General features: G+C 51.2%; 23 protein-coding genes. 22 read left to right on the top strand and 1 reads right to left on the bottom strand.

Annotation, left to right across the window (positions count from 1 at the left end):
* Positions 1 to 75: 75 nt before the first annotated feature.
* From NSU01_RS20640 to NSU01_RS20580, 13 genes are all read left to right on the top strand, one after another.
* On the top strand, positions 76 to 1,341 hold the full coding sequence (locus NSU01_RS20640; protein WP_042138111.1) for a pitrilysin family protein: 1,266 nt from the start codon (positions 76 to 78) through the stop codon (positions 1,339 to 1,341).
* Positions 1,319 to 1,765, top strand: a complete 447-nt coding sequence (gene dut, locus NSU01_RS20635) for a dUTP diphosphatase (RefSeq protein WP_179093590.1) — start codon at positions 1,319 to 1,321, stop codon at positions 1,763 to 1,765. Before NSU01_RS20640 ends, dut begins: the two co-directional genes overlap by 23 nt.
* A 426-nt stretch (positions 1,766 to 2,191) precedes the next feature.
* Positions 2,192 to 3,088 carry a dipicolinate synthase subunit DpsA gene (gene dpsA / locus NSU01_RS20630; protein WP_042138106.1) on the top strand — a complete coding sequence of 299 codons (897 nt, stop codon included), beginning with the start codon at positions 2,192 to 2,194 and terminating at the stop codon, positions 3,086 to 3,088.
* Positions 3,089 to 3,685, top strand: coding sequence for a dipicolinate synthase subunit B (locus tag NSU01_RS20625; RefSeq protein ID WP_039294817.1), 597 nt, complete (start codon positions 3,089 to 3,091; stop codon positions 3,683 to 3,685).
* A 134-nt stretch (positions 3,686 to 3,819) separates the two neighbouring features.
* Complete coding sequence (gene dpsA / locus NSU01_RS20620; protein ID WP_076246915.1) at positions 3,820 to 4,719, top strand: dipicolinate synthase subunit DpsA; 900 nt, start codon at positions 3,820 to 3,822, stop codon at positions 4,717 to 4,719.
* Positions 4,720 to 4,854: 135 nt separating this feature from the next.
* Positions 4,855 to 6,075 carry an aspartate kinase gene (gene dapG / locus NSU01_RS20615; protein ID WP_039294812.1) on the top strand — a complete coding sequence of 407 codons (1,221 nt, stop codon included), beginning with the start codon at positions 4,855 to 4,857 and terminating at the stop codon, positions 6,073 to 6,075.
* Between the two features lie 16 nt (positions 6,076 to 6,091).
* Complete coding sequence (gene dapA, locus NSU01_RS20610) at positions 6,092 to 6,967, top strand: 4-hydroxy-tetrahydrodipicolinate synthase (protein ID WP_076246912.1); 876 nt, start codon at positions 6,092 to 6,094, stop codon at positions 6,965 to 6,967.
* Positions 6,968 to 7,543: 576 nt separating this feature from the next.
* The gene (locus NSU01_RS20605; RefSeq protein WP_039294807.1) at positions 7,544 to 9,223 is read left to right on the top strand and encodes a ribonuclease J; all 1,680 of its coding nucleotides are present in this window, start codon (positions 7,544 to 7,546) and stop codon (positions 9,221 to 9,223) included.
* Positions 9,224 to 9,389: 166 nt separating this feature from the next.
* Complete coding sequence (locus NSU01_RS20600; protein WP_256703987.1) at positions 9,390 to 9,887, top strand: sigma-70 family RNA polymerase sigma factor; 498 nt, start codon at positions 9,390 to 9,392, stop codon at positions 9,885 to 9,887.
* Positions 9,884 to 10,903, top strand: a complete 1,020-nt coding sequence (locus NSU01_RS20595) for an anti-sigma factor (protein ID WP_076246910.1) — start codon at positions 9,884 to 9,886, stop codon at positions 10,901 to 10,903. The genes NSU01_RS20600 and NSU01_RS20595 overlap by 4 nt, the downstream gene beginning before the upstream one ends.
* Before the next feature lie 178 nt (positions 10,904 to 11,081).
* Complete coding sequence (locus NSU01_RS20590) at positions 11,082 to 11,816, top strand: ATP-dependent Clp protease proteolytic subunit (RefSeq protein ID WP_256703992.1); 735 nt, start codon at positions 11,082 to 11,084, stop codon at positions 11,814 to 11,816.
* Positions 11,813 to 12,028, top strand: a complete 216-nt coding sequence (locus NSU01_RS20585; protein WP_076246907.1) for a YlzJ-like family protein — start codon at positions 11,813 to 11,815, stop codon at positions 12,026 to 12,028. Before NSU01_RS20590 ends, NSU01_RS20585 begins: the two co-directional genes overlap by 4 nt.
* 94 nt (positions 12,029 to 12,122) lie before the next feature.
* Complete coding sequence (locus NSU01_RS20580; RefSeq protein ID WP_076246904.1) at positions 12,123 to 14,801, top strand: DNA translocase FtsK; 2,679 nt, start codon at positions 12,123 to 12,125, stop codon at positions 14,799 to 14,801.
* Between the two features lie 74 nt (positions 14,802 to 14,875).
* On the opposite strand, the gene NSU01_RS20575 is transcribed toward NSU01_RS20580, so the two are convergent.
* The gene (locus NSU01_RS20575; RefSeq protein WP_042138094.1) at positions 14,876 to 16,852 is read right to left on the bottom strand and encodes an AraC family transcriptional regulator; all 1,977 of its coding nucleotides are present in this window, start codon (positions 16,850 to 16,852) and stop codon (positions 14,876 to 14,878) included.
* A 173-nt stretch (positions 16,853 to 17,025) separates the two neighbouring features.
* Here NSU01_RS20575 and sleB point away from each other — a divergent pair, with 173 nt between their 5' ends.
* The 9 genes from sleB to NSU01_RS20530 all read left to right on the top strand — a co-directional run bounded on the left by sleB (position 17,026) and on the right by NSU01_RS20530 (position 24,659).
* Complete coding sequence (sleB, locus tag NSU01_RS20570; RefSeq protein ID WP_042138092.1) at positions 17,026 to 17,892, top strand: spore cortex-lytic enzyme; 867 nt, start codon at positions 17,026 to 17,028, stop codon at positions 17,890 to 17,892.
* A gap of 184 nt (positions 17,893 to 18,076) precedes the next feature.
* Complete coding sequence (locus NSU01_RS20565) at positions 18,077 to 19,357, top strand: pitrilysin family protein (RefSeq protein ID WP_076246901.1); 1,281 nt, start codon at positions 18,077 to 18,079, stop codon at positions 19,355 to 19,357.
* A gap of 2 nt (positions 19,358 to 19,359) precedes the next feature.
* Positions 19,360 to 20,640 carry a pitrilysin family protein gene (locus NSU01_RS20560; protein WP_042138089.1) on the top strand — a complete coding sequence of 427 codons (1,281 nt, stop codon included), beginning with the start codon at positions 19,360 to 19,362 and terminating at the stop codon, positions 20,638 to 20,640.
* Complete coding sequence (gene fabG / locus NSU01_RS20555; RefSeq protein ID WP_042138087.1) at positions 20,640 to 21,407, top strand: 3-oxoacyl-ACP reductase FabG; 768 nt, start codon at positions 20,640 to 20,642, stop codon at positions 21,405 to 21,407. Before NSU01_RS20560 ends, fabG begins: the two co-directional genes overlap by 1 nt.
* Before the next feature lie 115 nt (positions 21,408 to 21,522).
* Positions 21,523 to 21,783, top strand: coding sequence for a DUF3243 domain-containing protein (locus tag NSU01_RS20550; protein ID WP_036692667.1), 261 nt, complete (start codon positions 21,523 to 21,525; stop codon positions 21,781 to 21,783).
* Positions 21,784 to 21,930: 147 nt separating this feature from the next.
* A complete protein-coding gene (locus NSU01_RS20545; protein ID WP_042138084.1) occupies positions 21,931 to 22,698 on the top strand; it encodes a DUF3388 domain-containing protein in 768 nt (255 codons plus the stop codon).
* Positions 22,699 to 22,727: 29 nt separating this feature from the next.
* Entirely contained in the window at positions 22,728 to 23,687 is a 960-nt protein-coding gene (locus NSU01_RS20540; RefSeq protein ID WP_042138082.1) for a RodZ domain-containing protein, read from the top strand.
* A gap of 83 nt (positions 23,688 to 23,770) precedes the next feature.
* Entirely contained in the window at positions 23,771 to 23,932 is a 162-nt protein-coding gene (locus NSU01_RS20535) for a hypothetical protein (protein WP_167347618.1), read from the top strand.
* Positions 23,933 to 24,167: 235 nt separating this feature from the next.
* Complete coding sequence (locus tag NSU01_RS20530; RefSeq protein WP_042138080.1) at positions 24,168 to 24,659, top strand: YajQ family cyclic di-GMP-binding protein; 492 nt, start codon at positions 24,168 to 24,170, stop codon at positions 24,657 to 24,659.
* Positions 24,660 to 24,695: the final 36 nt, after the last annotated feature.

Raw genomic sequence — 24,695 nt, 5'->3', positions numbered from 1 at the left:
ATTATTTCTGATAGGATAAGAGGCGCGAATAATAAATACAGACAGATACAGGGGCTGTGCCAGGAGGATTTTACATTGGACAAAATATTATTATCGAACGGACTTCGGGTGGTTACCGAGAAAATCCCTACCGGAAGATCCGTATCCTTCGGAATCTGGGTCAAGACAGGCTCACGCAATGAGAACCCGCTGAACAACGGGATTTCCCATTTTATCGAGCATATGCTCTTCAAGGGAACTGACCGGTACAGCGCGAAGGAGATCGCCGAACAGTTTGATGCGATTGGCGGCAACGTTAACGCGTTTACCTCGAAGGAATATACATGCTATTATGCCAAAGTGCTGGATGAGCATCTGCCGATTGCTGTGGATGTGCTTGCGGATATGTTTTTCCGTTCACGGATGGATGCCGAAGAGCTGGCCAAGGAGAAGAATGTCATTCTGGAGGAAATCTCCATGTGCGAGGACACGCCGGATGATCTGGTCCATGAGCTGATGTGTGCCGCTGCATACGGCGAACACCCGCTGGCTTACACGATACTCGGACTCAAGGAACGTCTGCTGGAAATGACGCCGGATGACCTGCGTGCATACATGAAAGAGCAGTATACGATCGAGAATACAGTAATCAGCGTAGCCGGAAATATTAATGACGGGCTGATTGAGTTGCTGGAGCAGCATTTTGGCTCATTCGCGAACCACGGTGAATCGCCTTCGCTGACTGAACCGGATTATCAGGGGGAGCTGGTCTTCCACAAGAAGAAAACAGAGCAGAATCACATCTGCATCTCCTTGCCCGGTGTGAAGAGCGGCGGCCCTCTGCAGTATCCCATGGCTCTGCTGAACAATGCCTTCGGCGGCGGCATGAGCTCGCGGCTGTTCCAGGAAATCCGTGAGAAGCGCGGTCTGGCGTACTCAGTATTTTCGTATCATAGTGCCCAGGCCGACAGCGGCTTGTTCACCGTATATGCCGGCACAGCGCCGAAGCAGACCAAAGAGGTTACCGAGCTGATCAAAGAAATGCTGCACGATCTTGCTGTGAACGGCCTGAGTGAGGATGAACTCCGCAAAGGCAAGGAGCAGCTGAAAGGCAGTCTGATTCTGAGTCTGGAAAGCACCAGCAGCCGGATGAACCGGATGGGCAAAAACGAGCTGATGCTTGGACGGCAGGATACCCTCGATGAGATGATTGCCAAAATAGGGGCCGTGACCATGGAGGATATCAATGCGCTGCTGGACTTTATGTTCGCACAGCCGTTGTCTCTGGCTATGGTAGGCTCAACAGATAAAGCGATAGCCAATGTTAGGAGAGATGATCTTGTCTTATTACGTTCAAATTAACAAGCTTCCCGGGAATGAGGATGTGCAGCTGCCCTGCAAAATGTCCGAACAGGCCTCAGGGTATGACCTGTATGCCGCTGTAGCAGAGGCTGTGGTGCTTGCTCCGGGCGAGCGTGCATTAATCCCCACTGGAATCTCCCTGGCCATGCCGGACGGGCTGGAGGCGCAGATCCGTCCCCGCAGCGGCCTGGCCCTGAAGCACGGCATTACCTGCCTGAATACCCCGGGTACCATCGATGCGGATTACCGTGGTGAGATTAAGGTGCTGCTGATCAACCTGGGTCAGGAGCCGTTTGCGATTGCCCGCAATGAGCGGATTGCCCAAATGGTATTCCAGGCTGTGCCATCTGTAACGCTGGTGGAAGTCAGTGAGCTCTCTGAAACGGAGCGCGGCGCCGGCGGCTTTGGACATACGGGTAAATAATTAGCGGGATCAATATTTATGATTAATTTAAAAAGCTTGCGGAACTGCACTTTCCTGGTGCGTAACCGCAAGCTTTTTTTATATTTTGTCATATGCATAGATGATTTAGCTTCTATTTGGCTGAGCCGTTAGTCTGTCTTGCACAGGTATCTCATACTGCTTCTCCCGCGGGTTATCCCGGTGATCGATAATATCCTGAACCGTTGTATAGGCTTCGATATCAGGGGGAATTGCATTAGCCGGATCGCGGCTGGGGTCGGGGAGGGTGGATTTTAAATTTTTAGTTGATTACAGATTGAATATTGCAGAAACCCAGTGATTTATTTCGGCGCTGGCTGGAATTCATCTCCGCTCTTCACCCATCCGCACCACACGGCATAAGATGCTCTATAGTCGAATGTGTATGTGGAAAGGAGCGTCATCCCTATGCTTACTGGCATCAGGATCGTGTTCCTGGGCGGGGACGCGAGACAAATTGAAGTGATTCGGAAATGTGTGGAAATGGATGGGTCGGTAAGCGCTGCCGGATTCGATAAGTGGGATGCCCCAAGCCCGGGGGTTAACCTGGAACAAATGTCGGCAGAATTACTCAGCAGCGCAGATGTGCTGGTGCTGCCGGCTGTCGGCTGCGATGATGAGGGTTATATTAATGCGGTATTCGCTTCAGAACGCCTGCAGCTGCTGGAAGAGCATATTGCTGCGCTGCCGTCCCGGGCTATCGTGTATACCGGCATGGCCAAAAGCTATTTGCGCGGCCTGTGTGCCAGACATTCACTCAAGCTGGTGGAGCTGCTGAACCGGGACGATGTGGCTATTTACAATTCAATCCCCACAGCTGAGGGTGCACTGGTTATGGCCATACAGAATACCGATTTCACCATCCATGGTTCTACCTCCATGGTGCTCGGAATGGGCAGGACGGGATTCACCATGGCCAGGGCACTGCAAGGCATGGGTGCAAGTGTAAAAGTAGGTGTAAGGAAACAGGAGCATTACGCAAGGGCAGAGGAAATGGGCTGGAAGCCGTTTATGACCGGAGATCTGCTGCTTCACGTACCGGAAGCGGATCTGATCTTCAATACCATTCCGAGCATGATTATTAACGCACAGGTTCTATCGCGTCTTCAGCGGCACTGCGTGATCATCGATCTGGCTTCCGCACCGGGCGGGTGCGATTTCCGCTATGCCGAGAAGCGCGGGATCAAGGCGATGCTGGCACCGGGACTTCCCGGTATTGTGGCCCCCAAGAGCGCCGGAATCATTATGGCTAATGCACTGGTACAGTCGTTATCAGGCGAGACTTCAATCAGGGGGGACGAATAAATGGATTGGCATGGAAAAACAGTTGGTTATGCAATTACCGGCTCTCACTGCACCTTTGCCGAGGTAATGCCGCAGATTCAGCGGTTCATGGATGGCGGCGCCAACGTGGTGCCGATTGTATCGGCATCTGTGCTGAACACGGATACGCGCTTTGGCACATCGGAAAATTGGTTAAAACAGTTGAAAGATATAACGGGGAATGATATCATTTCTACAATTGTTGAAGCGGAACCGCTGGGTCCTTCGAAGCTGCTGGATGTACTTACGATTGCTCCCTGCACAGGGAACACAACAAGCAAACTGGCGAATGCCATGACGGACAGTCCGGTGCTGATGGCTGCCAAATCGCAGATGCGCAACGGGCGTCCGCTGGTGCTGGCGATCTCCACCAACGATGGGCTGGGCCTGAATGCGGCGAATATAGCTAAGCTGCTGGTAACTAAGAATATTTATTTTGTGCCATTCGGCCAGGATAATCCGGTTGCAAAGCCTAACTCGCTTGTCGCCCGGATGGACCTTATTCCTGAGGCTTGTTATGCAGCCCTGCAAGGCAGCCAGCTGCAGCCTATGATTATCGAACGGTTTCATTCAGCATAGCATTACGGCTCTTCACAGCAGCCAAGCACATACGTAACATATCTGCCGTCCTCATCTTGAGGGCGGTTCAACACTTTATTCAGCAGGTTAAGGCTGGAGCATTGATCAGGGTTGAGGAAAGGGGCATCTTCCTTATGCTTACTGGCATCAGGATCGTATTCCTGGGCGGGGACGCAAGACAGCTCGAAGTGATCCGCAGATGCGTAGAGATGAATGCGGCGGTAAGTGCCGCGGGGTTCGACCAGTGGGAGACTCCGGTTCCGGGGGTGAGTCTGGAACCGATGTCGGCAGAACTGCTCGGCACAGCCGATGTACTGGTGCTGCCCGTGGCAGGATGCGATGAGGAAGGAAAGCTTAACGCGCTGTATTCCTCCGGTCCGCTGCAGCTGCTGGATGAACATATCGCGGCGCTGCGGGCAGATTGTATAGTATATACTGGTATGGCCAAAAGTTATTTGCGCGCCTTGTGTTCCAGGCATTCACTGAAGCTAGTGGAGCTGCTGGACAGGGATGATGTGGCGATATACAATTCTATCCCTACAGCGGAAGGCGCGCTGGTAATAGCTATTCAGAATACCGATTTCACCATACATGGCTCCAATTCATTGGTGCTGGGCATGGGCAGAACCGGTTTCACGATGGCTAGAACCCTGCAAGGCCTTGGAGCCAGAGTATCCGTGGGGGTCAGGAAGCCGGAGCATTACGCCCGTGCTGAAGAAATGGGCTGGAAGCCTTTTATGACCGGGACACTGCAGCTTCATGTGGATGATATTGACCTTATCTTCAATACCGTTCCCGGCATGATTCTTACGGCAGAGGTTCTTTCGCGTGTGCCCAGGCAGTGTGTAATTATTGATCTGGCTTCGGCTCCGGGCGGCTGTGATTTCCGGTACGCGGAGAAGCGCGGGATTAAGGCAATCCTGGCTCCGGGCCTTCCAGGAATTGTCGCACCGGCAAGTGCAGGGAAGATTATGGCTGGCGCATTGCTGCAGTCGATTTCGGACGAGGTTCTGCATACGCTAGGCAATGAATGAACCGTTAGAGATTAACACTTGTATTCAGTATTTCAAGGTATGCACCCAGCGCAGCAAGAGCCGTTCTCTATGAAGGTAACAGCTATTCTGCGTATTTATCAGCGCTTGCTTAGAGAAGTAATGGAGGAATTATAAATGGGTATTTTGGTGCAAAAATTCGGCGGAACCTCGCTCTCCACACCGGTGGCCAGAGAACATGTAATCCGTCATGTCAAACGGGAGCTGGCCAGCGGGTTCAGCCTGGTGGTTGTAGTCTCGGCAATGGGCCGCAAAGGTGAGCCTTATGCTACAGATACACTGCTGGATCTGGCGGCTCAAAGCGGGAACTCGCTGCCCGACCGCGAACGTGATCTGCTGATGTGCTGCGGGGAGATTATCTCGGCGGCCAACCTCTGCGGACTGCTGGAGCAGGAAGGAATCCGTTCTACCGTGCTTACGGGGGCGCAGGCGGGATTTGTAACAGACAGCAGCTACGGCAACGCAAGAATTCTGGATGTGCGGACAGAACGCATTCTACGCGAACTGCGTGAGCATAAAGTAGTAATAGTAACCGGGTTCCAGGGTCAAACCGAAGCCGGTGATTTCACAACCCTTGGCCGCGGAGGAAGCGATACTTCGGCTACAGCGCTCGGTGCTGCACTGCGTGCGGATATGGTGGATATTTATACCGATGTTGACGGCATTCTGACCGCTGATCCGCGGATTGTCGAAGATGCCAAGCAACTAACTTATGTCAGTTATACGGAAATCTGTAATATGGCCTATCAGGGAGCCAAGGTAATTCATCCCCGGGCTGTAGAAATCGCTATGCAGGCTCAGATTCCGGTACGTGTACGGTCAACGTTCTCCGAAGCGGAAGGGACGCTTGTTACCCATCCTGAAGGCTTCAGCGATGTTTCGCACGGAGTCGTTGACCGTTTTGTCACGGGCGTTGCGTATGTCAGTAACATTACACAGATCTCCGTGGAATGTCCTGACGGCAACGGAACAGGCGTACAGCTGCAGATTTTCAAAAGCATGGCGGATAACGGGATCAGCGTAGACTTCATTAATGTGACTCCATCCGAGGCTCTGTACACTGTGTTTGATGACAAATCGGAGAAAGCAATCTCTGTGCTGCAGGAGCTGGGGCTGCGTCCTAGGAGCTTGTCCGGCTGTGCGAAAGTATCCGTTATCGGCGGAGGCATCAATGGGGTGCCGGGAATCATGGCCCGTATTGTTGAAGCGCTCAGCTCGCAAAATATTCAGATTCTGCAATCCGCAGACTCCAATACAACGATTTGGGTTCTGGTGAAGAAGGAAGATATGGTGCAGTCGGTTCGCGCCCTGCATGCCAAGTTTGAATTGCACCGCTGACAAGGAGGAATTCAAAGTGGATTTCGGAAGACTAATAACCGCAATGGTAACCCCGTTTGACGGGGACGGAGAAATCAACTGGGAAGCAACTTCAAGGCTTGTTGATTACCTGATAGAAGAACAGAAGTCCGCTGCGCTGGTAGTCTGCGGAACAACGGGTGAATCGCCTACCTTAACCGATGATGAGAAGCTGAAGCTGTTTTCTTTTGTCAAAAAGCAGGCAGGCGGACGCTGCAAAATCATCGCCGGAACCGGCAGCAACAGTACCAGACATTCCATCGAGCTCACGAAGGAAGCCGAGAAAATCGGCGTGGACGGTGTGCTTCTGGTCGTCCCTTATTACAACAAACCTAATCAGGAAGGGCTCTACCGGCATTTCTCGTCCATTGCCGCCGAGACTTCGCTGCCTTGCATCTTATACAATGTACCAAGCCGCACTACGGTGAGCCTAAGTGTCACAACCACACTGCGTCTGGCCGAGATTCCGAACATTGTCGCTACGAAGGAATGCGTCTCGGTGGATCAGATCACCCTGATTGCCTCGGCCTGCCCGGATGATTTCCATGTCTACTCAGGGGATGATTCTGCGGGTCTGGCCACGCTTGCTGTGGGCGGCCACGGTATTATCAGCGTAGCCAGCCACATTGTCGGGGCGCAGATGCTGGAGATGATCGAAGCCTTCACTTCCGGGAATGTCCGCCGTGCCGGTGAGCTCCACCGGACGCTGTTTCCTGTGTTCAAGGGGTTGTTCGAATGCCCGCAGCCGCTGCCGAATCCTTCGGCGGTGAAATATGCGCTGGGTCTGCGCGGGATCGACGTAGGTTCAGTCAGGCTGCCGCTGGTTTCTCCGACAGATGAGGAAGCGGCCTTTATTGCAGCTTTGCTTAAGTAGGTATCAACCCAGTCTTCTTAAGCAGATTTATATCGCTAACCGTCCGCTCTAAAGAGCGGGCGGTTTTTTATTTTGTCAGATCCGTATAAAGACTATGTAAAAAAACGCAAGCCATAAACCGCTTTTTTGCTTGTCTTTTCCTCAAATAATGGCTGTTTGTTAAGGAAAGAATAGGACTAGGATCAGGATGACTTGTCTTTTGCCAAAAAAATCATGTATAATGTCCTTAAGTGATTCGGTGCGGTTAAAATAAAATATGCGGTAATCTTCCGTCAATGTAATTTTACATTGTGAGACAGGATAGGTCCTTGGATAAGTCTGTGCTAAACATGCCGGATTTTCGCGCGAGGGGCGCGGTGATGAAATTTTGACGGCGTTTGCCCGCTTCAAGACGATGTTACTGCCCGGTTCGGGAGTTTCGCCTTGCGCAATTATATAGACTTATCGGAATTTCTTTGTCGAATAAGGGAAGTTAACAGCAATTTGAAGAAAGTCTACAGCGCCGCTGAAATAATTGAAGCTCATTGTTTACAAATAAAAGTATGACGTCCAACATCATAGGAGGGTTAGATTCATTTGTCGAAAAAAAACAACAACGATAAATTGTCGATATTCGCATTAGGCGGAGTCGGCGAGATCGGAAAAAACATGTACGTTATTCAGTACGGCAACGACATTGTAGTCGTGGATGCCGGTCTGAAATTCCCGGAAGAAGATATGCTCGGTATTGATATTGTAATACCTGACATCTCGTACCTGACTGAGAACCGTGACAAAGTAAGAGGGATTGTGCTTACCCACGGACATGAAGATCACATTGGCGGATTGTCTTATGTGCTCAAGAACCTTAATGTTCCAGTCTATGGAACAAGACTTACACTTGGCCTTGTGGATAACAAGCTCAAGGAAGCGAACCTGCTGGGTGAAACCAAACGGATTCTGATCAACGAAGATTCGGAAATTGAGCTGGGAACCTCGCTTAAGGTAACATTCTTCAGAACCAACCACAGTATTCCTGATTCCGTCGGTGTATGCATCGAGACGCCGGAAGGCAATGTTGTCCACACAGGTGACTTCAAATTCGACCACACGCCAGTTAACGGTCAATTTGCGAACCTGCACCGGATGGCCGAAATCGGATCGAAGGGTGTGCTTGCACTGCTGTCTGACAGTACCAATGCCGAGAAGCCGGGCTTTACACCTTCGGAGAAGAATGTCGGTATTGTTCTGGAAGATATTTTCCGTAAAGCTGAACAGCGTGTAGTTGTAGCAACCTTTGCTTCCAACGTGCACCGTATCCAGCAGGTGGTGAATGCTGCAGAATCGACAGGCCGCAAGATTACTGTCATCGGGCGCAGTATGGTAAACGTTGTTTCCATTGCTTCCGAGCTCGGTTACCTGTACATTCCTGACGGTATGCTGATTGAACCGGAAGAAATGAACAGAATGGCCGGCAACCGTGTAGTTGTGCTTTGCACAGGCAGCCAGGGCGAACCAATGTCCGCGCTGACCCGTATGGCGCGCTCCAGTCACCGCAAGGTAGACATTATGCCGGGCGATACTGTTATTATTGCAGCTACACCAGTACCGGGTAATGAGAAGTATGTAGGCCGTACCATTGATGAACTCTTCCGTCTTGGCGCCAATGTAATTTACAGCGGCTCCAACTCCGGTGTTCACGTATCCGGTCACGGCAGCCAGGAAGAGCTGAAGCTGATGCTCAACCTGATGAAGCCGAAATTCTTCATTCCGATTCACGGTGAGTTCCGTATGCAGCGCAGACATGCAATTCTTGCAGAGTCCGTCGGTGTAGAACCAAGCAACATCTTCATCACGGAGCTTGGCGAAGTGATTGAGATTTCCGGAGGAGCAGCACGCAGAGCCGGCAAGGTTACTGCAGGCAACGTGCTCATTGATGGACTTGGTGTCGGCGATGTCGGCAATATCGTACTGCGTGACCGTAAGCTCTTGTCCCAGGACGGAATTCTGGTTGTAGTGGTAACACTCAGCAAGCAGAATGGAGCTATTGTCTCCGGACCGGATATCATTTCCCGCGGTTTTGTCTACGTGCGGGAGTCTGAAGGTCTCCTGGACGAAGCTAACCGGATTGTATCCGGTACGCTGCAGCGTCTGATGAGCGAGAAGGTCAATGAGTGGGCTTCTCTGAAGACCAGTGTCAAAGACTCGCTTGGCCGTTTCCTCTACGAGCAGACACGCCGCAGACCGATGATCCTTCCGATCATCATGGAAGTATAATTCAAAGCTTCATTTAGAATATATGCAGGGCAATAGCCCCTTCTCCCCGGAAATATTGGACGGTTTCCTGGGGAGGAGGGGCTTTTTGTGCAGCTATAAGATTTTTTTTGCCGGCGGACACAACATTTAAGGAGCTCAATCGTTATACTGCCAAGGGGGTGTGAAAGTGGGGGCTGGAAACAAAGAGCAGCTGCTCCAATCCAAAATGGCAGAAATACGCAGATATTTAATCCGGCTGGGTGCCGGAAGTGCAGATGCGGAAGACATCGTACAGGATACAATATACAAAGCCTTACTGTATGTTGACGGGATTGACGGCCATAAGTTCAGTGCCTGGCTCTATAAGGTAGCGATTAACAGCTATTATGATCTGTGCCGGAGGCAGGCCCGGTTCCGGTATTCCGAAGAAATTCACGATTATGAAGCGCCGGAGAGCGAACTGCCGGAGTCCATGCTGCTGCAGCAGGAGCAAAAAATACTTATTGAGAAGATCCTCGGCAGGATGAACCCGGCGAACCGCCAGCTGATTCTGCTGAAGTATGAAATGGAGTTCTCCTATAAGCAAATTGCTGCGCTCTTGGGAGTCTCAGAAGGTACAGTGAAGGCTTCTCTGTACCGTGCCAGGCAGCAGTTTCAACACATTTACGGAGGTGAGGCTGAATGACAGCCCCATGGGAAGGACAAGAGGATCAGAATTTGGCCCTGACACTAAAAAAAGCTAAACGTAAAAGCATAATCCGCAGTATTGTTATTTCACTGCTCGTTACCCTTATTACATTGACCGCGATATTTTTCGGTGCGGCACAGCTGGTGGCCCACCGCTCCGCTGAGACAAAGATGAGTGAATGGAAATATCTGATGATTAGCAGTCCCAATGAATATATGTCCAGCTATAGAGACAACCGCGGATTCTTATCTGGAGTGCTGGAAATGAACACTTATAAGATCATTGAAGGCGTACCTGTTCCGTGGAATGAGAAATGGTTCAATTATAACGAGTGGTGGTTTCCTTTTGCCACTGGTGCTTATGGCGGCACAACCAATCTGCAGGAGTCAGCGCCCCCGGGAAATCCGGACAGCCAGGTGTTCAGACGGCAGTATAACCCGCATAACGGTCAGAAGGAGATGGCTTACTACATTCCAGGTGTGGAATACGACAGTTCAATCCTCAATGACCTTAACCTGCTTACCGCGATGGGACCGGATGAATTGGCTGAGATGGCACTGTCTTTTGATCAACCCTATTCCTTCGAGGAGGTGAAAAGAATGCTTCCTAAAGAGGCCAGACCTGTATGGTATTGGGTGGATACGTATGACGAAAGTTCCGGGTTCTATCTGAAATCCCACGAGGGTTGGGATGGCGTAATGATAAGTCCGCAGCCTGTGTCATCTTCCTCAGGCATTTATGGGTTCGGCACCGGACCTAATGATAATGGCGGTGAGGTATCGCCGGTGGATTTTCTGGGATTGCTTCAATCCGGGCTGGAGCATAAAGACAATTATTATAGCGAATACAGCCGGATCAGCCGGTACCTCAAAAAGGATAAGGCTGAGCCTGACGCCGCAGATGTCCGGATTCTGGGAGTTGTTGTCACCGGCTCTGCAGCAGGTCTGAAGAGCTTGAATGGACAACCCTATATCCGGGGGGCAGTGCTTGGTGCCGTAGCAGATCCCAATTAACTTGAACAAACACAGCCTGATATTTTATAACCGGATTTGCATAAGGGAGTCCCCCGGAATGTCATACTACCAGGAGATAGTATGGCTGCAGCGGATGGGTGCTGTAAGCAGAAAGGGAGAGCTGCGCACAATGGACTTCACAGAAGCAAGCATGAACAGCGGCAAGAACGAAGAGATTATGCCTGGAGAGATCAAACCCGGAGTCAGTGAACCTGTGCTGCCCGGACCGGTGGGGGTGCTGAAGGAGCTGGGGCAAACGGCGGTTCCTACAGGGGAGCCGGATATTTTCTGCATGACGATTATTGGCCAGATCGAAGGACATTTCGTATTGCCGCCGCATAATAAAACTACGAAATATGAACACATCATTCCCCAGCTGGTTGCCGCCGAGCAGAATAAGAATATTAAAGGGCTGCTGATTATCCTGAACACCGTCGGTGGGGATGTGGAGGCCGGGCTGGCTATTGCCGAGATGATTGCCTCCTTGTCCAAGCCAACTGTGACTGTGGTAATCGGCGGCGGCCATAGCATTGGCGTCCCGATCGCGGTATCCTCCAGCTATTCCATTATTGCCGAGAGTGCAACGATGACGATTCATCCGATCCGCATGAATGGCCTCGTGATTGGAGTGCCGCAAACCTTCGAATATATGGAGCGGATGCAGGAGCGGATGGTTAAATTTGTAACTTCGCATTCCCGCATTACAGAGACGCAATTTAAAGACCTGATGTTCAAAACCGGAGAGCTGAACCGTGACATCGGTACCGCTGTCGGCGGACAGGATGCCGTGAAATATGGTCTTATGGATGAGGTGGGCGGTATAGGAGCTGCTCTGGCCCATCTGAACCAAATGATTGCGGGAAACGTTTCGCTTTCGCCTGATCATCTGCCGCCGGGAGGACTGACTCAATGACCTTTTATACGATTCTGCCGATGGAGCAGGTGTTTGAGGGTGCACTTAATTATGCGCTGCCGGTGCAGGAGGTCAGCTATCAAGGGATGCTGATGCAGGTCGAACCGCTTGAAGGCGGTCAGGCGCGGATTGTCAGGCTGATTCAGTGTCCGCTGCACAGGTATCTGGACGCAGCCCTGTCCCCCGGATCGGTCATTCAAATAGACAAATAAATGCGAACATACTGCCTATAGATGCATTTTCTGACAAAAGAGAACATAGGTACGCCACGCCATTATATGGTATAATGTTGTGGGGGTGGCTGGCGTGGCTAAAAAAAGAAAAAAGAAAAAGAAAAAAGCGCTGCTGGGCAGCGTTTTAAAATATGAAATCTATGGAATTCTGCTTATTACGATCTCCGTCATTGCTTTGTCAGGTGAAGCGGCTGTAGGGCGCTCTCTTTCAAGTATGGCGGGATACTTACTCGGCAGATTCTATTTTGTGCTGCCGCTGGCCGGCATTTTCTATGGACTGATGGTCATGATTCACCGTAAATGGCCGTCCACCTGGAACAGCCGGTATACCGGCGGGCTGTTGCTGCTGCTGTCCATGTGCCTGATGAGTACGATTTCGGCTATGCAGCAGAAGCTGGGACCGATCGGAATGCTGCATCCGGGCAATGTGCTGGCCCAAATACATAATGACCTCTCGGGTTCACTGTCTCCGGGCGCTGGTGAGAGCAGCGTGTACATGCTCGGCAAGGACATCAGCGGAGGGTACATCGGAGCGCTGGAGTATGCAGCTCTACTGTGGCTGTTCGGCAATCTGGGCGCCAAGCTGCTTATGATTGTTCTGCTGGCGATCAGCTTCATGCTGATTACCAATCTGTCGTATGTGGAGCTGTTTACGCTGCTCCGGGTAAGAGCGGTTAAGCTGGTGGAAGGAATAAAGCTCAGATCAGCCAACCGCCCTGCAGCGGTTCCAGTAGTGCCCAGAGCTGCAAGAAACAGCACACCTGCTGCACCGCAGCCGGCAGATGATGATGACTACTACGAAGACGATGAAGAAGAGAACAATAATCAGCTGCCTAGACGTGCACAGCCGAACCTGCTGGGAAGAGTGGCCGGCTGGTTCAGCGGCTCCGCCCGTAATCAGCAGCAGCCCGGGACGGAAGAATATGATGACGGGGAACTGCCGGATGTAATCCTGACAGAACCGCGGAACGGTCCGATAATATCCGGGCTTGCGGCCGGCAGGGGAATGCCGCCGGAAGATTTCGGCGAGGATGAATTCCCCGAAGAAGATCTGGAGCCGGTTACCCCGATCATCCGCGACTTCTTCGAGCACATCCGCTCGGAAGGTCTGAATGCGGAGGACCGGGAGGAGTGGAGCGAGTTCTCGCCGGCTGCACGCGGCGGCGGTGTTACAGGAGCGGGCGATGAGGCTCTCCCTGCTGCTGCCGGACATCCTGCACTTGCGGATGAAGCTGCAGAGGACGGACTTCCTGTAGAGCTGGAAGGGCTGCTGGGAACGGCAGAGAATGGTGAAGTGGTTCCGGCAGCTCCGCCACCTCCTCCGCCCAAGCCGTACAAGCTTCCATCCTTCCGGCTGCTGGCCAAGCCTAATAACGGAGCCAAGGCCGGAGACCAGAATGACTACATGCAGACGGCCCGTAAGCTGGAAGCTACACTTGAGAGCTTCGGTGTCCGGGCGAAGGTGCTTGAGGTTGTCCGGGGACCGGCTGTTACCCGGTATGAGATTCAACCGGATATCGGCGTGAAGGTCAGCCGGATTGTCAATCTTACCGATGATATCGCGCTGGCGCTGGCAGCCAAGGATATCCGGATGGAAGCGCCGATTCCGGGCAAGTCAGCCATCGGTATTGAAGTGCCGAACTCCGAGGTCTCAATTGTAACCATGCGTGAAGTAATGGAGACGCAGATTTTTCAGGAGGCAGAGTCACGGTTGTCGATTGCGTTCGGACGGGATATCTCCGGTCAGACGATTATAGGCAATCTGGCCAAGATGCCCCATCTGCTGGTAGCGGGGGCTACCGGTTCCGGTAAATCCGTCTGTATTAACGGCATTATTACCAGTATCCTGTATAAGGCGAAGCCTAATGAAGTAAAGTTCCTCATGGTTGACCCTAAGATGGTTGAACTGAATGTATATAACGGCATTCCGCATCTGCTTGCGCCGGTGGTTACCGATCCCAAGCGGGCCAGTCTTGCCTTGAAGAAGATAGTGGTGGAGATGGAGAAGCGGTATGAGCTGTTCTCCAAGTCAGGCACGCGTAATATGGAAGGCTATAATACATTAATGAAAGATAATCCGGCAGCGGTATTGCCCTACATTGTAGTAATTGTGGACGAGCTTGCCGATCTGATGATGGTGGCGGCGAATGATGTCGAAGATGCGATCTGCCGGCTTGCCCAGATGGCGCGGGCGGCGGGAATTCATCTGATCATCGCCACACAGCGTCCTTCCGTGGACGTCATTACCGGACTGATTAAGGCGAATATTCCTTCGCGGATTGCATTTGGAGTATCTTCGAATGTGGATTCACGGACCATTCTGGATATGCCGGGTGCAGAGAAGCTGCTGGGACGGGGGGATATGCTGTTCCTGCCAATGGGAGCTTCCAAGCCGATTCGTGTCCAGGGGGCCTTCATGAGCGATCAGGAGGTCGAAACCATTGTACAGTATGTAAGCAGCCAGGGTGAAGCGAATTATGATGAATCCCTTGTTCCTGAAGTGGATGATACCCTATCGGAGGATCAGGATCCGCAGGATGAATTATATGAACAAGCCGTCCAGATTGTGCTGGAAGCCAAGCAAGCCTCGGTGTCTCTGCTTCAGCGGCGCATGCGGGTCGGTTACACCCGTGCTGCACGGTTAATTGATGCCATGGAGGCAAGAAGCGTGATCGGGCCTTACGAGGGCAGCAAGCCCCGTGAGGTGCTGATGTCCCTTGAACAGTATCAGCATAACAGAATCAGTTCATAACCCAAAAAAGATGACCCGTAGAAGTAGATACGGGTCATCTTTTTTAAGTTAGGCAATTTGTGGTCAATCTAAAATTATTTCACCCGGGGTGCTGCAAGCAGTTTGTCCACAATGAAATCAAGCTGTGCGTTCAGCGAATAGATATCGCTGTAATAGGATAATCCGAAGTCAATCTCCATCAGGCGGCCTTCTTTGACTGCCGGAATGCTGTTCCAGAGCGGATCGGCAGTCAGATCAGCCATCCCATCGTAGGAAGAACGGAAGATATAATCTCCACTGTAATCGGCCAGAACTTCAAAGGATACGGAATCACCGCCCATATCGCTCTTGGAATCAATTTTTTGCTGGAGAATCTCAGGCGCCTTCATTCCGAGATATTCATAAATGACCTGTGAACCCCGGCCATATTGTTTGCTCATGACCACTACCATGCTGCGGTCTGCGCCGCCTTCCATGATGGAGACCGTTGAACCGAGAATTCCCGCTTCCTGCAGCTTCTGCTTACTGTCCTCCACTTTGGCATTGAAGCTGTTCAAAAGGCCGGTAGCCTGTTCTTCCTTGCCGAAAATATGTCCAATGAACCTTACCCGCTCATCGGTCGTCATCTTCTCATAAGGGACCAGCACTGTCGGTGCGATGTCATGCAGTGCTGCATAGGTCTCCTCAGAAGGAACAATGATCAGATCGGGATCCAGCGAGAGTACAGCCTCAGGACTAGCCTCAAACCAGGTGCCCAGTTTCTGTACATCCTTCAATTCATTCTCAAAGGCTGCGCCTTCGGATACATCAGATACACCTATGGGTTTGATACCAAGTGCGAGGACATCGCCCAGCAGATACAGTACTACCACACGCTGGGGATCGGCTGGAACCTCTACGTCTCCTTTGACGGTGGAGATGGTCCGGGTCTGGGCCTCGGCTGCAGTGTTATCAGGGGATGTTGTAGCGGCTGCAGTCGCAGCAGGCGAAGCGGCTCCTGAGTTGCTGGCATTGCCCGCTGTAGTGTTGTTGGCACCTCCTGCGGAACACGCGCTTAACACTATGGTGAAGCATAACAACAAGGTGAGCATTAGGGATGGTTTAGCCGTTCTGAACATGGGTGACGCTCCTTTTGGGTTATATTGATAATGATTATCATCATCAATATATCGGAGAGTGTCTTCCCAGGCAATGTCATAAGCGGACACAGCGGATGGTATTTCCGGCCAGTTTGACACGGTTAGCAGGGAATTTTTGTACCTTACCGGCGAGGTGCCGAAATGCTTTTTGAACATTTTGCCGAAATGATATGCATCCGGGTAGCCGACGGCAAGCGCAATATCATGCAGCGTGGACTCTGTATTCAGTAGCAGCTCCCGGGCTTTGTCCATACGGATCTGTATCATATACTGGGCAGGGCTGGTCTGAAGCCTCATCCGGAAAAGCCTCGACAAGGTTCTCGGGCTCATCCCGAGTGTGCCGGCGAGTGCATCCAGCGTGAATGGTTTGCTGTAACTGTCGTGCATGTAGCGTACTGCCTGGTCCAGCGAATCCGCTTTGAGGGGCTGAATATCCTGCGCATGGAGCTGACGGAGCAGCTCATGGACCCATTGATAGAACAAGGCTTTGGCATGCAGATGCTCGAGTACGCCGCCTTGCTGCCATTCGCCATACATCTGGATCAGGATCTCGTACAGCGGAAGCGGATTGCCTGGAGTGAAATTGTAAATTTTGCTAAAAGGCCGGCTGCGCTCCATAAGTGCTGTAAGATTCCGCCGTCCGGGGAGCGTAAGTGTGGATCTGTATAAAATTAAGTAATAATCCAGGATTTCCTGTGTCTTGAGCACTTTGATCATCATGCCTTTGCCGCCATGAATGACACTGGAGCCGCTGATTTCAAATGAAATCTCATCTATAAGCACAGTTGCACTGCCGCGTACGACATACATATATGTACTGGCTGGAAGGCGGTACAGCAGCGGAGGTTCTCCCGAAGTGAAAGAGGCCTTGCGGATATCAATAACTTCTATTAAAGCGTGGTTCCACAGTATGATATGGTCCTTCAGATTCATGATTCTTCTCAACTCCTGTTGGTTCATAACCCAAGTATAGTTGATAATCGTTCTCAGTTGCAATGGATTTGCTCTTGCCAGTCTTACGGTAATGCATAGGATGTCTTGTGAGTCGTCATAATAACTTTAGCCATTCATGCAGAACTTACAAGAGAAAGGTAGAGCGAACCCCCATGACAAAACATAAGCAGTGGATCTTTGCCGCACTAACCCTTGCCTTGGCCGCCGCACCATTTGCCGGCGTATTCTTTGAAGAACGCGGCGTGACGTACGCCCAATCGTATGCAGCAGAGCCGGTTATAACTGAAATTCCTGACGAAGGGGAAGAAGCATTACCCGCTTTTGGCACAACGCCGCTGAAGCTTGGATCTTCCGGACAGGATGTGTATGAGCTGCAGGGGAGACTTAAGCATCTTGGCTATTATGCCGGTCCCATTGACAGCCAGTTCGGAGCCAAAACCAAAAATGCCGTCACCTGGTTCCAGTGGAAATTCGGCTTGAAATCCGACGGAGTTGTTGGTGCCAAAACAAAGCTCAAACTGTACAATGCAACAACAGCCTGGAAACCTACAGCCCCCAAGACATCGACCGCCAATAAGGATACATCATCCGGAACGGCGGCAAAAAAGAATGATACAGCCAAAACGAATACAGCTGAGCTGTCTTCCGGCAATACGATGGGGCTGTCCGAAAATGACCTGAAAATCATGGCTAATGCCGTTTACGGTGAATCACGCGGGGAGCCGTTTGAAGGACAGGTAGCGGTGGCGGCGGTTATTCTAAACCGGGTTAAATCGCCGAGCTTTCCCAACACGCCTTCGGGGGTGATTTTTCAACCCGGAGCCTTTACGGCTGTAGCTGACGGACAAATTTATCTGGAGCCTAATGAACAGGCACGCAAGGCAGTGCAGCAGGCGCTTAACGGCTGGGACCCTTCCGGCGGCTGCCTCTATTATTTCAATCCCAAGACAGCTACTTCCAAATGGATCTGGAGCCGACCGCAGGTGAAGACGATCGGTGAGCATATTTTCTGTATGTAGCTGAAGGAATGTTTTTGCACAGCAAGGCATTAATGGCAGCATGACAGCGTCCGTATAAATCCTTTCTGAGAGCAACCGGTACGCTGTCTTCCGGTTGCTTCCTTACTTTGGAATGGTTTAGAATGGATAATACTTCATAAACTTGTTGTATAGCATCTACCCACGCCGCAAAGGAGTTTTGGACTTGACAAATAATGGATTTCAACATGGCAGCGCCGCAGGCATGCGCATACACGTTCTGCCGACCAAGGCGTTCAAGACGTTCGCCATCTCACTTTATGCCGGCGTTCCGCTTGACGAAAGTACCGTCACCCCTACAGCTCTGGTTCCTTTTGTGCTCCGCCGGGGCACAGCCTCCTACCCTGAAACCACCCAGTTCCGCGAACGTCTGGAGGAGCTTTATGGTGCAGGTTTCGGCTTCGACATCTACAAACGCGGCGATTATCAGATCGTGCAGTTCCGGATGGACACGATCAATGACTCCTTCGTACAGAGCAAGGAGAGCCTGCTTGGAGAATCTTTTGCTTTTCTGGGAGAAGTATTGACCCGGCCTTTGCTGGAGGACGGAAGCTTCCGCGCGTCCTATGTGGCGACTGAACGCGAGACCGTCCGCAAGAAGCTGGAAGCGATTGTGAACGATAAAATCCGTTACGCGGCAGAACGCTGCATTGAGGAAATGTGCCGCCTTGAACCCTACCGTCTGCATCCGCTCGGACAAAGAGCCGATCTGGATGCCATTACCCCTGAATCGCTGTACCAGTCCTATAATTCCTGGCTGAATGGAGCGACCCTTGATCTGTACGTGGTAGGTGATACTACACCGGAAGAAGTGGAGAAGCTGGTCATTGCCAATTTCAGCCGCGCGCATCATTCCGAATCTGCGCCGTACACCTCAGACTTCACCCCGGTAACGGTTACGGAAGTGCGGACGGTGGAGGAGAAGCTGGATGTCAATCAAGGCAAGCTGAATATGGGTCTGCGTACCTCAATCACGTACAAGGATGACAGATACGCTTCTGCGCTCATGTACAACGGCATCCTCGGCGGATATCCGCATTCAAAGCTGTTCGTCAACGTGCGCGAGAAAGAGAGCCTGGCCTATTATGCTTCCTCCCGCTACGACGGGCATAAGGGCATCGGGACGATTCAATCGGGAATTGAGACCCAGAATTACGGCAAGGCCGTTGATATCATCCGCAAGCAGCTTGATGAGCTGAAGGCCGGCAATATCAGTGATCTGGAGCTGAGCCAGACCAAAGCGATGATCCGCAACCTTTTGTCCGAAATTCAGGATTCCGCATTTGAGATGATCTCGTTTGATTTCAACCGCCAGATATCCGGCAAAGACCGTTCTGCACAGGAACTGATGGACCAGGTTGACCACATCGGGGCGGAAGAAGTGAAGGCTGCGGCTGACACCTTCCAGCTTGATACGATTTATTTCCTGACAGGGAAGGAGGAATAGCGGTGGAAAAGCTCCATTACGAAAGACTTCAAGAAACACTCTATCATGAGGTTATGGATAACGGTCTGCAGGTGTATGTGCTGCCGAAGCCGTCTTTTCTCAAAACCTACGCTACCTTTGCGACCAAATACGGTTCTGTAGACAATCACTTTAAGGTAGCGGGCGGGGAAGAAACCACCGTGCCTGACGGTATCGCCCACTTCCTGGAGCACAAAATGTTCGAAGAGCCCGAAGGCGATATCTTTGCCACCTTTGCTTCCAACGGCGCATCTGCGAATGCATTCACCAGCTTTGACCAGACGGTATACCTTTTCTCGGCGACGGAGAACATTGAGCAGAATCTCAGTACGCTCGTTGATTTTGTGCAGCGTCCTTATTTCACGGATGAGAATGTGGAGAAGGAAAAAGGGATCATCGGCCAGGAGATTAACATGTATGCGGATAACCCGGACTGGCGTGTGTATTTCGGGCTGATCGAAGCGATGTATGCCAAACATCCGGTTCATATTGACATTGCCGGAACCATCGAGTCAATCGCAACCATCACCAAAGAAACGCTGTATACCTGTTACAACTCCTTCTACCATCCCAGCAATATGCTGCTGTTCATTGTCGGCGGTGTCGATCCTGAGAAGGTATTTGAACTGATCCGCAACAATCAAAAGGGTAAAAATTATGAGAAGCAGGGTGAAATCACCCGTATCTTCGAGCACGAGCCGCATGAGGTGGCATCGAAGCATGTGGAGAGCCGGCTCGCGGTCTCCATTCCCAAAATGATGTTCGGGTTCAAGGAAAAGGTGGATGGCCTCACGGGTGAGGCTGCAGTTCGCCGTGATCTGACCACCAGACTGATGCTGGATCTGCTGCTCGGCAGCAGTACGGCGCTGTATCAGAAGCTCTATGATGAGGAACTGATCTCGGACAGCTTCGGCCATGAATTTAACAGCTCCCCGCAATATGCGTTCTCGGCAATCGGCGGTGATACCAAAGATCCGGGCCTTCTGCTTGACCGGATCAAAGAAGAGGTTGGTCATATCCAGGAGACGGGCTTCGCAGAGAAGGATTTCGAGCGTGCCCGCAAAAAGAAAATCGGTGGCTATCTGCGTATGCTAAATTCGCCGGAGAGCATTGCCCATGAGTTCACCCGTTACCAGTTCCGCGGCGGAGATCTGTTCGAAGTGCTTCCCCTCTATGAATCGATCACGCTGGAGGAAGTGAATGACCGGCTGCGTAATCATGTGGACTGGGAGCAGCTGGCTGTGTCGCTTGTGGTGAGTCCTTAATGGCATTACCGGGAGAGGGCAGCAAAGCGATAGGCGAAATGACAGTGCTCATTACCGGAGGCAGCGGGGGAATCGGCGGAGCCATCGCCGAGCGATTTGCTTCGGTAGGCATGAACATTGTGATTCATTATATGAATTCGCATGAAGCGGCGAATGATGTTGCCCGGCGGTGCATGGCGCTGGGGGCAAAGGTGATGACTGTGGCTGCGGATATGAAGGACCGCAGCCAGCTTGTGCGTATGGCCGAACGGCTTGAGGCCAGCGGCATGATGCCGGATATCCTGGTCAACAATGCCGGGAAGGCGCATTATGGCATGCTGGCCGATGTAACGGAGGAAGAGTGGGACGATATTATGGCGGTGAATCTGAAGGGCACCTTTATGTGCAGCCAGATTTTTATGCCTTATATGGTCTCCCAGCGTTACGGGCGGATTATTAATGTTTCTTCCGTATGGGGGATTTCGGGCGCTTCCTGTGAAGTGGCGTATTCGGCCAGCAAGGGCGGAGTGAATGCTTTCACCAAGGCGCTGGCGAAGGAGCTGGCACCTTCCAAGGTTACGGTCAATGCCGTTGCGCCGGGAGCGGTCCAAACAGCCATGCTGGCCAATCTGCAGGCGGATGAGGTGAAGATGCTGGAGGATGAGATCCCTGCGGGGAGGCTTGCTTCTCCTGAAGATATCTCATCGCTGGTTTATTTTCTGGCGCTGCCTGAATCGGGCTATATTACCGGCCAGATCATCAGTCCGAACGGCGGCTGGATTACTTAAGGCCAGGCAGCATGAGTTCTGGAGAAATGCTCCAGCATAAGAACTTCCGGCTTGAGACATATTATAACTGTTGCTTTTAAATCTCAATATCATTACAACTTGAGGAGGATTTAAGATGTCAACAGATTCCGTAGTGAAGAACTTTGATACCTGGAAAAGCTTTCTGGGAGACCGGGTCATTCAGGCCGAAAAAATGGGGATGAGCGACGAGACCATCACCAAGCTGGCTTTTGAAATCGGGGAATTCCTCGATAAGAAGGTCGATCCGGGCAACTATTCCAACCGGGCCATCAAAGAGCTCTGGGATGTCGGAACGGATGATGAGAAGCATACCATTGCTGGACTCATGGTCAAACTGGCAAAGAAAAACGCATAAGCATGCGGAAGAAGCTCCCCTTGCGGGAGCTTTTCTGCAATTATTACAACAGTGTCCTTGCCTTTCAAAATTTTTTTATATATCATTAACATGACCCGTGTAGCGAAAGTGACATGCAGGGAAAAGGAATCTATGAGGTGCGCTAAAGTGGAATATAAACAGTGGTATATGGAGTACAAGATACATAAGAACAGACCCGGTCTCCTTGGAGATATCGCTTCAATGCTGGGAATGCTGGAAGTCAATATCCTGACGATTAACGGTGTTGAAGGCAAAACCCGCGGGATGCTGCTGGAAACCAGTGACGATGAGAAGATCATGCTGATGGGCGAGATGCTCAAAAAAGTTGATAATATAACGGTTACGGCACTGCGTTCTCCGCGCCTTGTGGATAAGCTTGCCGTCCGTCATGGACGATATATTGACCGCGATTCGGATGACCGCAAGACCTTCCGCTTCACCCGCGATGAGCTCGGACTGCTGGTGGATTTCCTCGGTGAATTGTTTAAGCGGGAAGGGAATCAGGTTATAGGTCTACGAGGCATGCCGCGTGTAGGGAAGACGGAATCTATTATTGCCGGCAGTGTATGTGCCATGAAGCGCTGGACCTTTGTCTCATCGACGCTGCTGCGGCAGACGGTACGGAGCCAACTGGCGGATGATGAGCTGAACCCGAATAATGTATTCATCATTGACGGAATTGTCAGCACTATACGTTCGAATGAGAAGCATTACAACCTGCTGCAGAACGTTATGAGTATGCCGAGCACCAAGGTGATTGAGCACCCGGATATTTTTGTGCGGGAATCCGAATACACCTTTGATGATTTCGATATCATTATCGAGCTGCGCAATACGCCGAACGAAGAGATATTGTACGAGTCGTTTACGACAAGCTACAGTGATGATCTTTAATATATATTATATTTTTAGGGGGTGATGGTATGTCGGAACTGGGCCGGCATTTGAAGGAGGCGCGTCTGCAAAAAGGGATGAGTCTTGATGATGTCCAGGAAGTAACAAAGATCCGCAAAAAATATTTGGAAGCCATCGAAGCAGGTGATTATAAAGTGCTTCCGGGAAGTTTCTATGTCCGGGCCTTTATCAAAACCTATGCTGAAGCGGTCGGGGTAAACCCGGATGAACTGATGGAGGAGCACGGCAATGTGCCTGCGGCTCCGGTCGATACCACCATGGAGACAGTGATCCAGAAGCGGAGCCGCAAGCCTGAAACGGAACGGAATGCCAAGTGGCTGCCTACCTTGCTGATGTGGACCTTTCCTGTCTTAATCCTTGTGGTCATCTATCTGTATGCATCTTCAACGATGAATAAAGAAGAGGCGGACAAAACGGATTCGGGGAGTTTGACTGCCGCTACGCAAGATCCGGCGAAGGTTCAGCCTTCAGCCACAGCGGCCGGCGGCGGTGCAGCAGCTACAGCTACTACGGATACTGGAGCAACTGCGACTGTTGCACCAACTGCTACTCCGGTGCCTTCCCCGACTCCGTCCACGCAGTCCATAACGGTTACAGAGGACCGCAAGTCGGGCAAAACGACAATCTATAAGGTTACGGCACCTGCGGGAAGCTCGGTTCAGGTAGAGATTGCCGCGACGGGAGTCAGCTGGCTTGAAGTCTACCAGGGTGAGAACTCCAAGGGGGAGAAGCTAAGCTTCGGGAACACTAAGGCTGGCGATAATATGAGCTTTACGCTCGGAAGTGCAGGAATGTACATCAAATCCGGATATTCCCCGGCTACCACAATTTCAGTAAACGGACAAGTTATCACCGATGGCAAAACATCGTCCCGGCTGCTCCTGGAGCTGGATGACGGAACTTCTGCCTCCGGCACTGATGATGCAGCTAATGCTGCTTCTGACGGTGAGAGTGCCACAACCGAATAGCAAATCCAATGTATAGGTTTCGGCGGATTGGAGAACCTAGGAATGATTTACAGTTCTTACTCCAAAGTGAGGTGTATTCTCTCATGACCGTCAGCTGGATCGTAACAGGACTTGGCATTATTGTCAGTCTCCTCGGTTATTATCTGACACCGAGTGCCTGGGGCTATGGTATTCTGGGCTTCGGACTGGCACATATTGTGCTCGGGATTCTGGATATGTTCCGGGCTCCTGCACGCAGCAGATAATACCTGGATGTGAGCGTCTCCCGGAGTTTGCTTCGGGAGACGTGTTTTTTATAATGTAATCCTTAATACATAGTTATACGCTCTATCTCTTTTACGTTCTATCTCTGGAAGCCAGGGCCCCACTTTGTGGGGTTGTTTTGTAATGCCTGTGGTGCTTTTCTTTCCAGTATTAGACTTAGGAGTCCCTTTCTCATATAATAGGAACAGACTAAATGTAAGCAAAGGACGTGGAATCATGAGTTCGGAAAGTTCATTCGACATTGTATCCAAAATGGATATGCAGGAATTGACCAATGCGGTCCATCAGACGGAGAAGGAAATTGATAACCGCTTCGATTTCAAGAACAGCAAAAGCAGTCTAAAGCTGGAAAAAGATGCGCTGATCATCGCTTCAGAGGATGAATACAAGCTAAATGCGGTTATTGATATCCTGCAGTCGAAAATGGTTAAGCGAGGAATTACACTGAAAAATATGGATTTTGGCAAAGTAGAACCCGCCTCACTGGGCACTGTACGCCAGCGTCTGGGCCTGAAGCAGGGAATTGATCAGGAGAACGCGAAGAAGATTAATATCTTGATCCGTGACTCCAAACTAAAGGTGAAGAGCACCATTCAAGGGGATCAGATCCGTGTTACCGGTAAAAGCCGCGATGACCTCCAGCAAATTATCCAGCTCCTGCGCAAAGCTGATTTGCCGCTCGATCTGCAGTTTAACAATTTAAAGTAAGCTTACGTACCCCGCAGTGTATACGCACCTTACTTT

The sequence above is a fragment of the Paenibacillus sp. FSL H8-0259 genome, from assembly GCF_037963255.1.
Lineage (GTDB): Bacteria > Bacillota > Bacilli > Paenibacillales > Paenibacillaceae > Paenibacillus_AQ > Paenibacillus_AQ phytohabitans.
The sequence above is the reverse complement of the archived record's forward strand: the minus strand, read 5'-3'. Positions and strand labels throughout refer to the sequence as shown.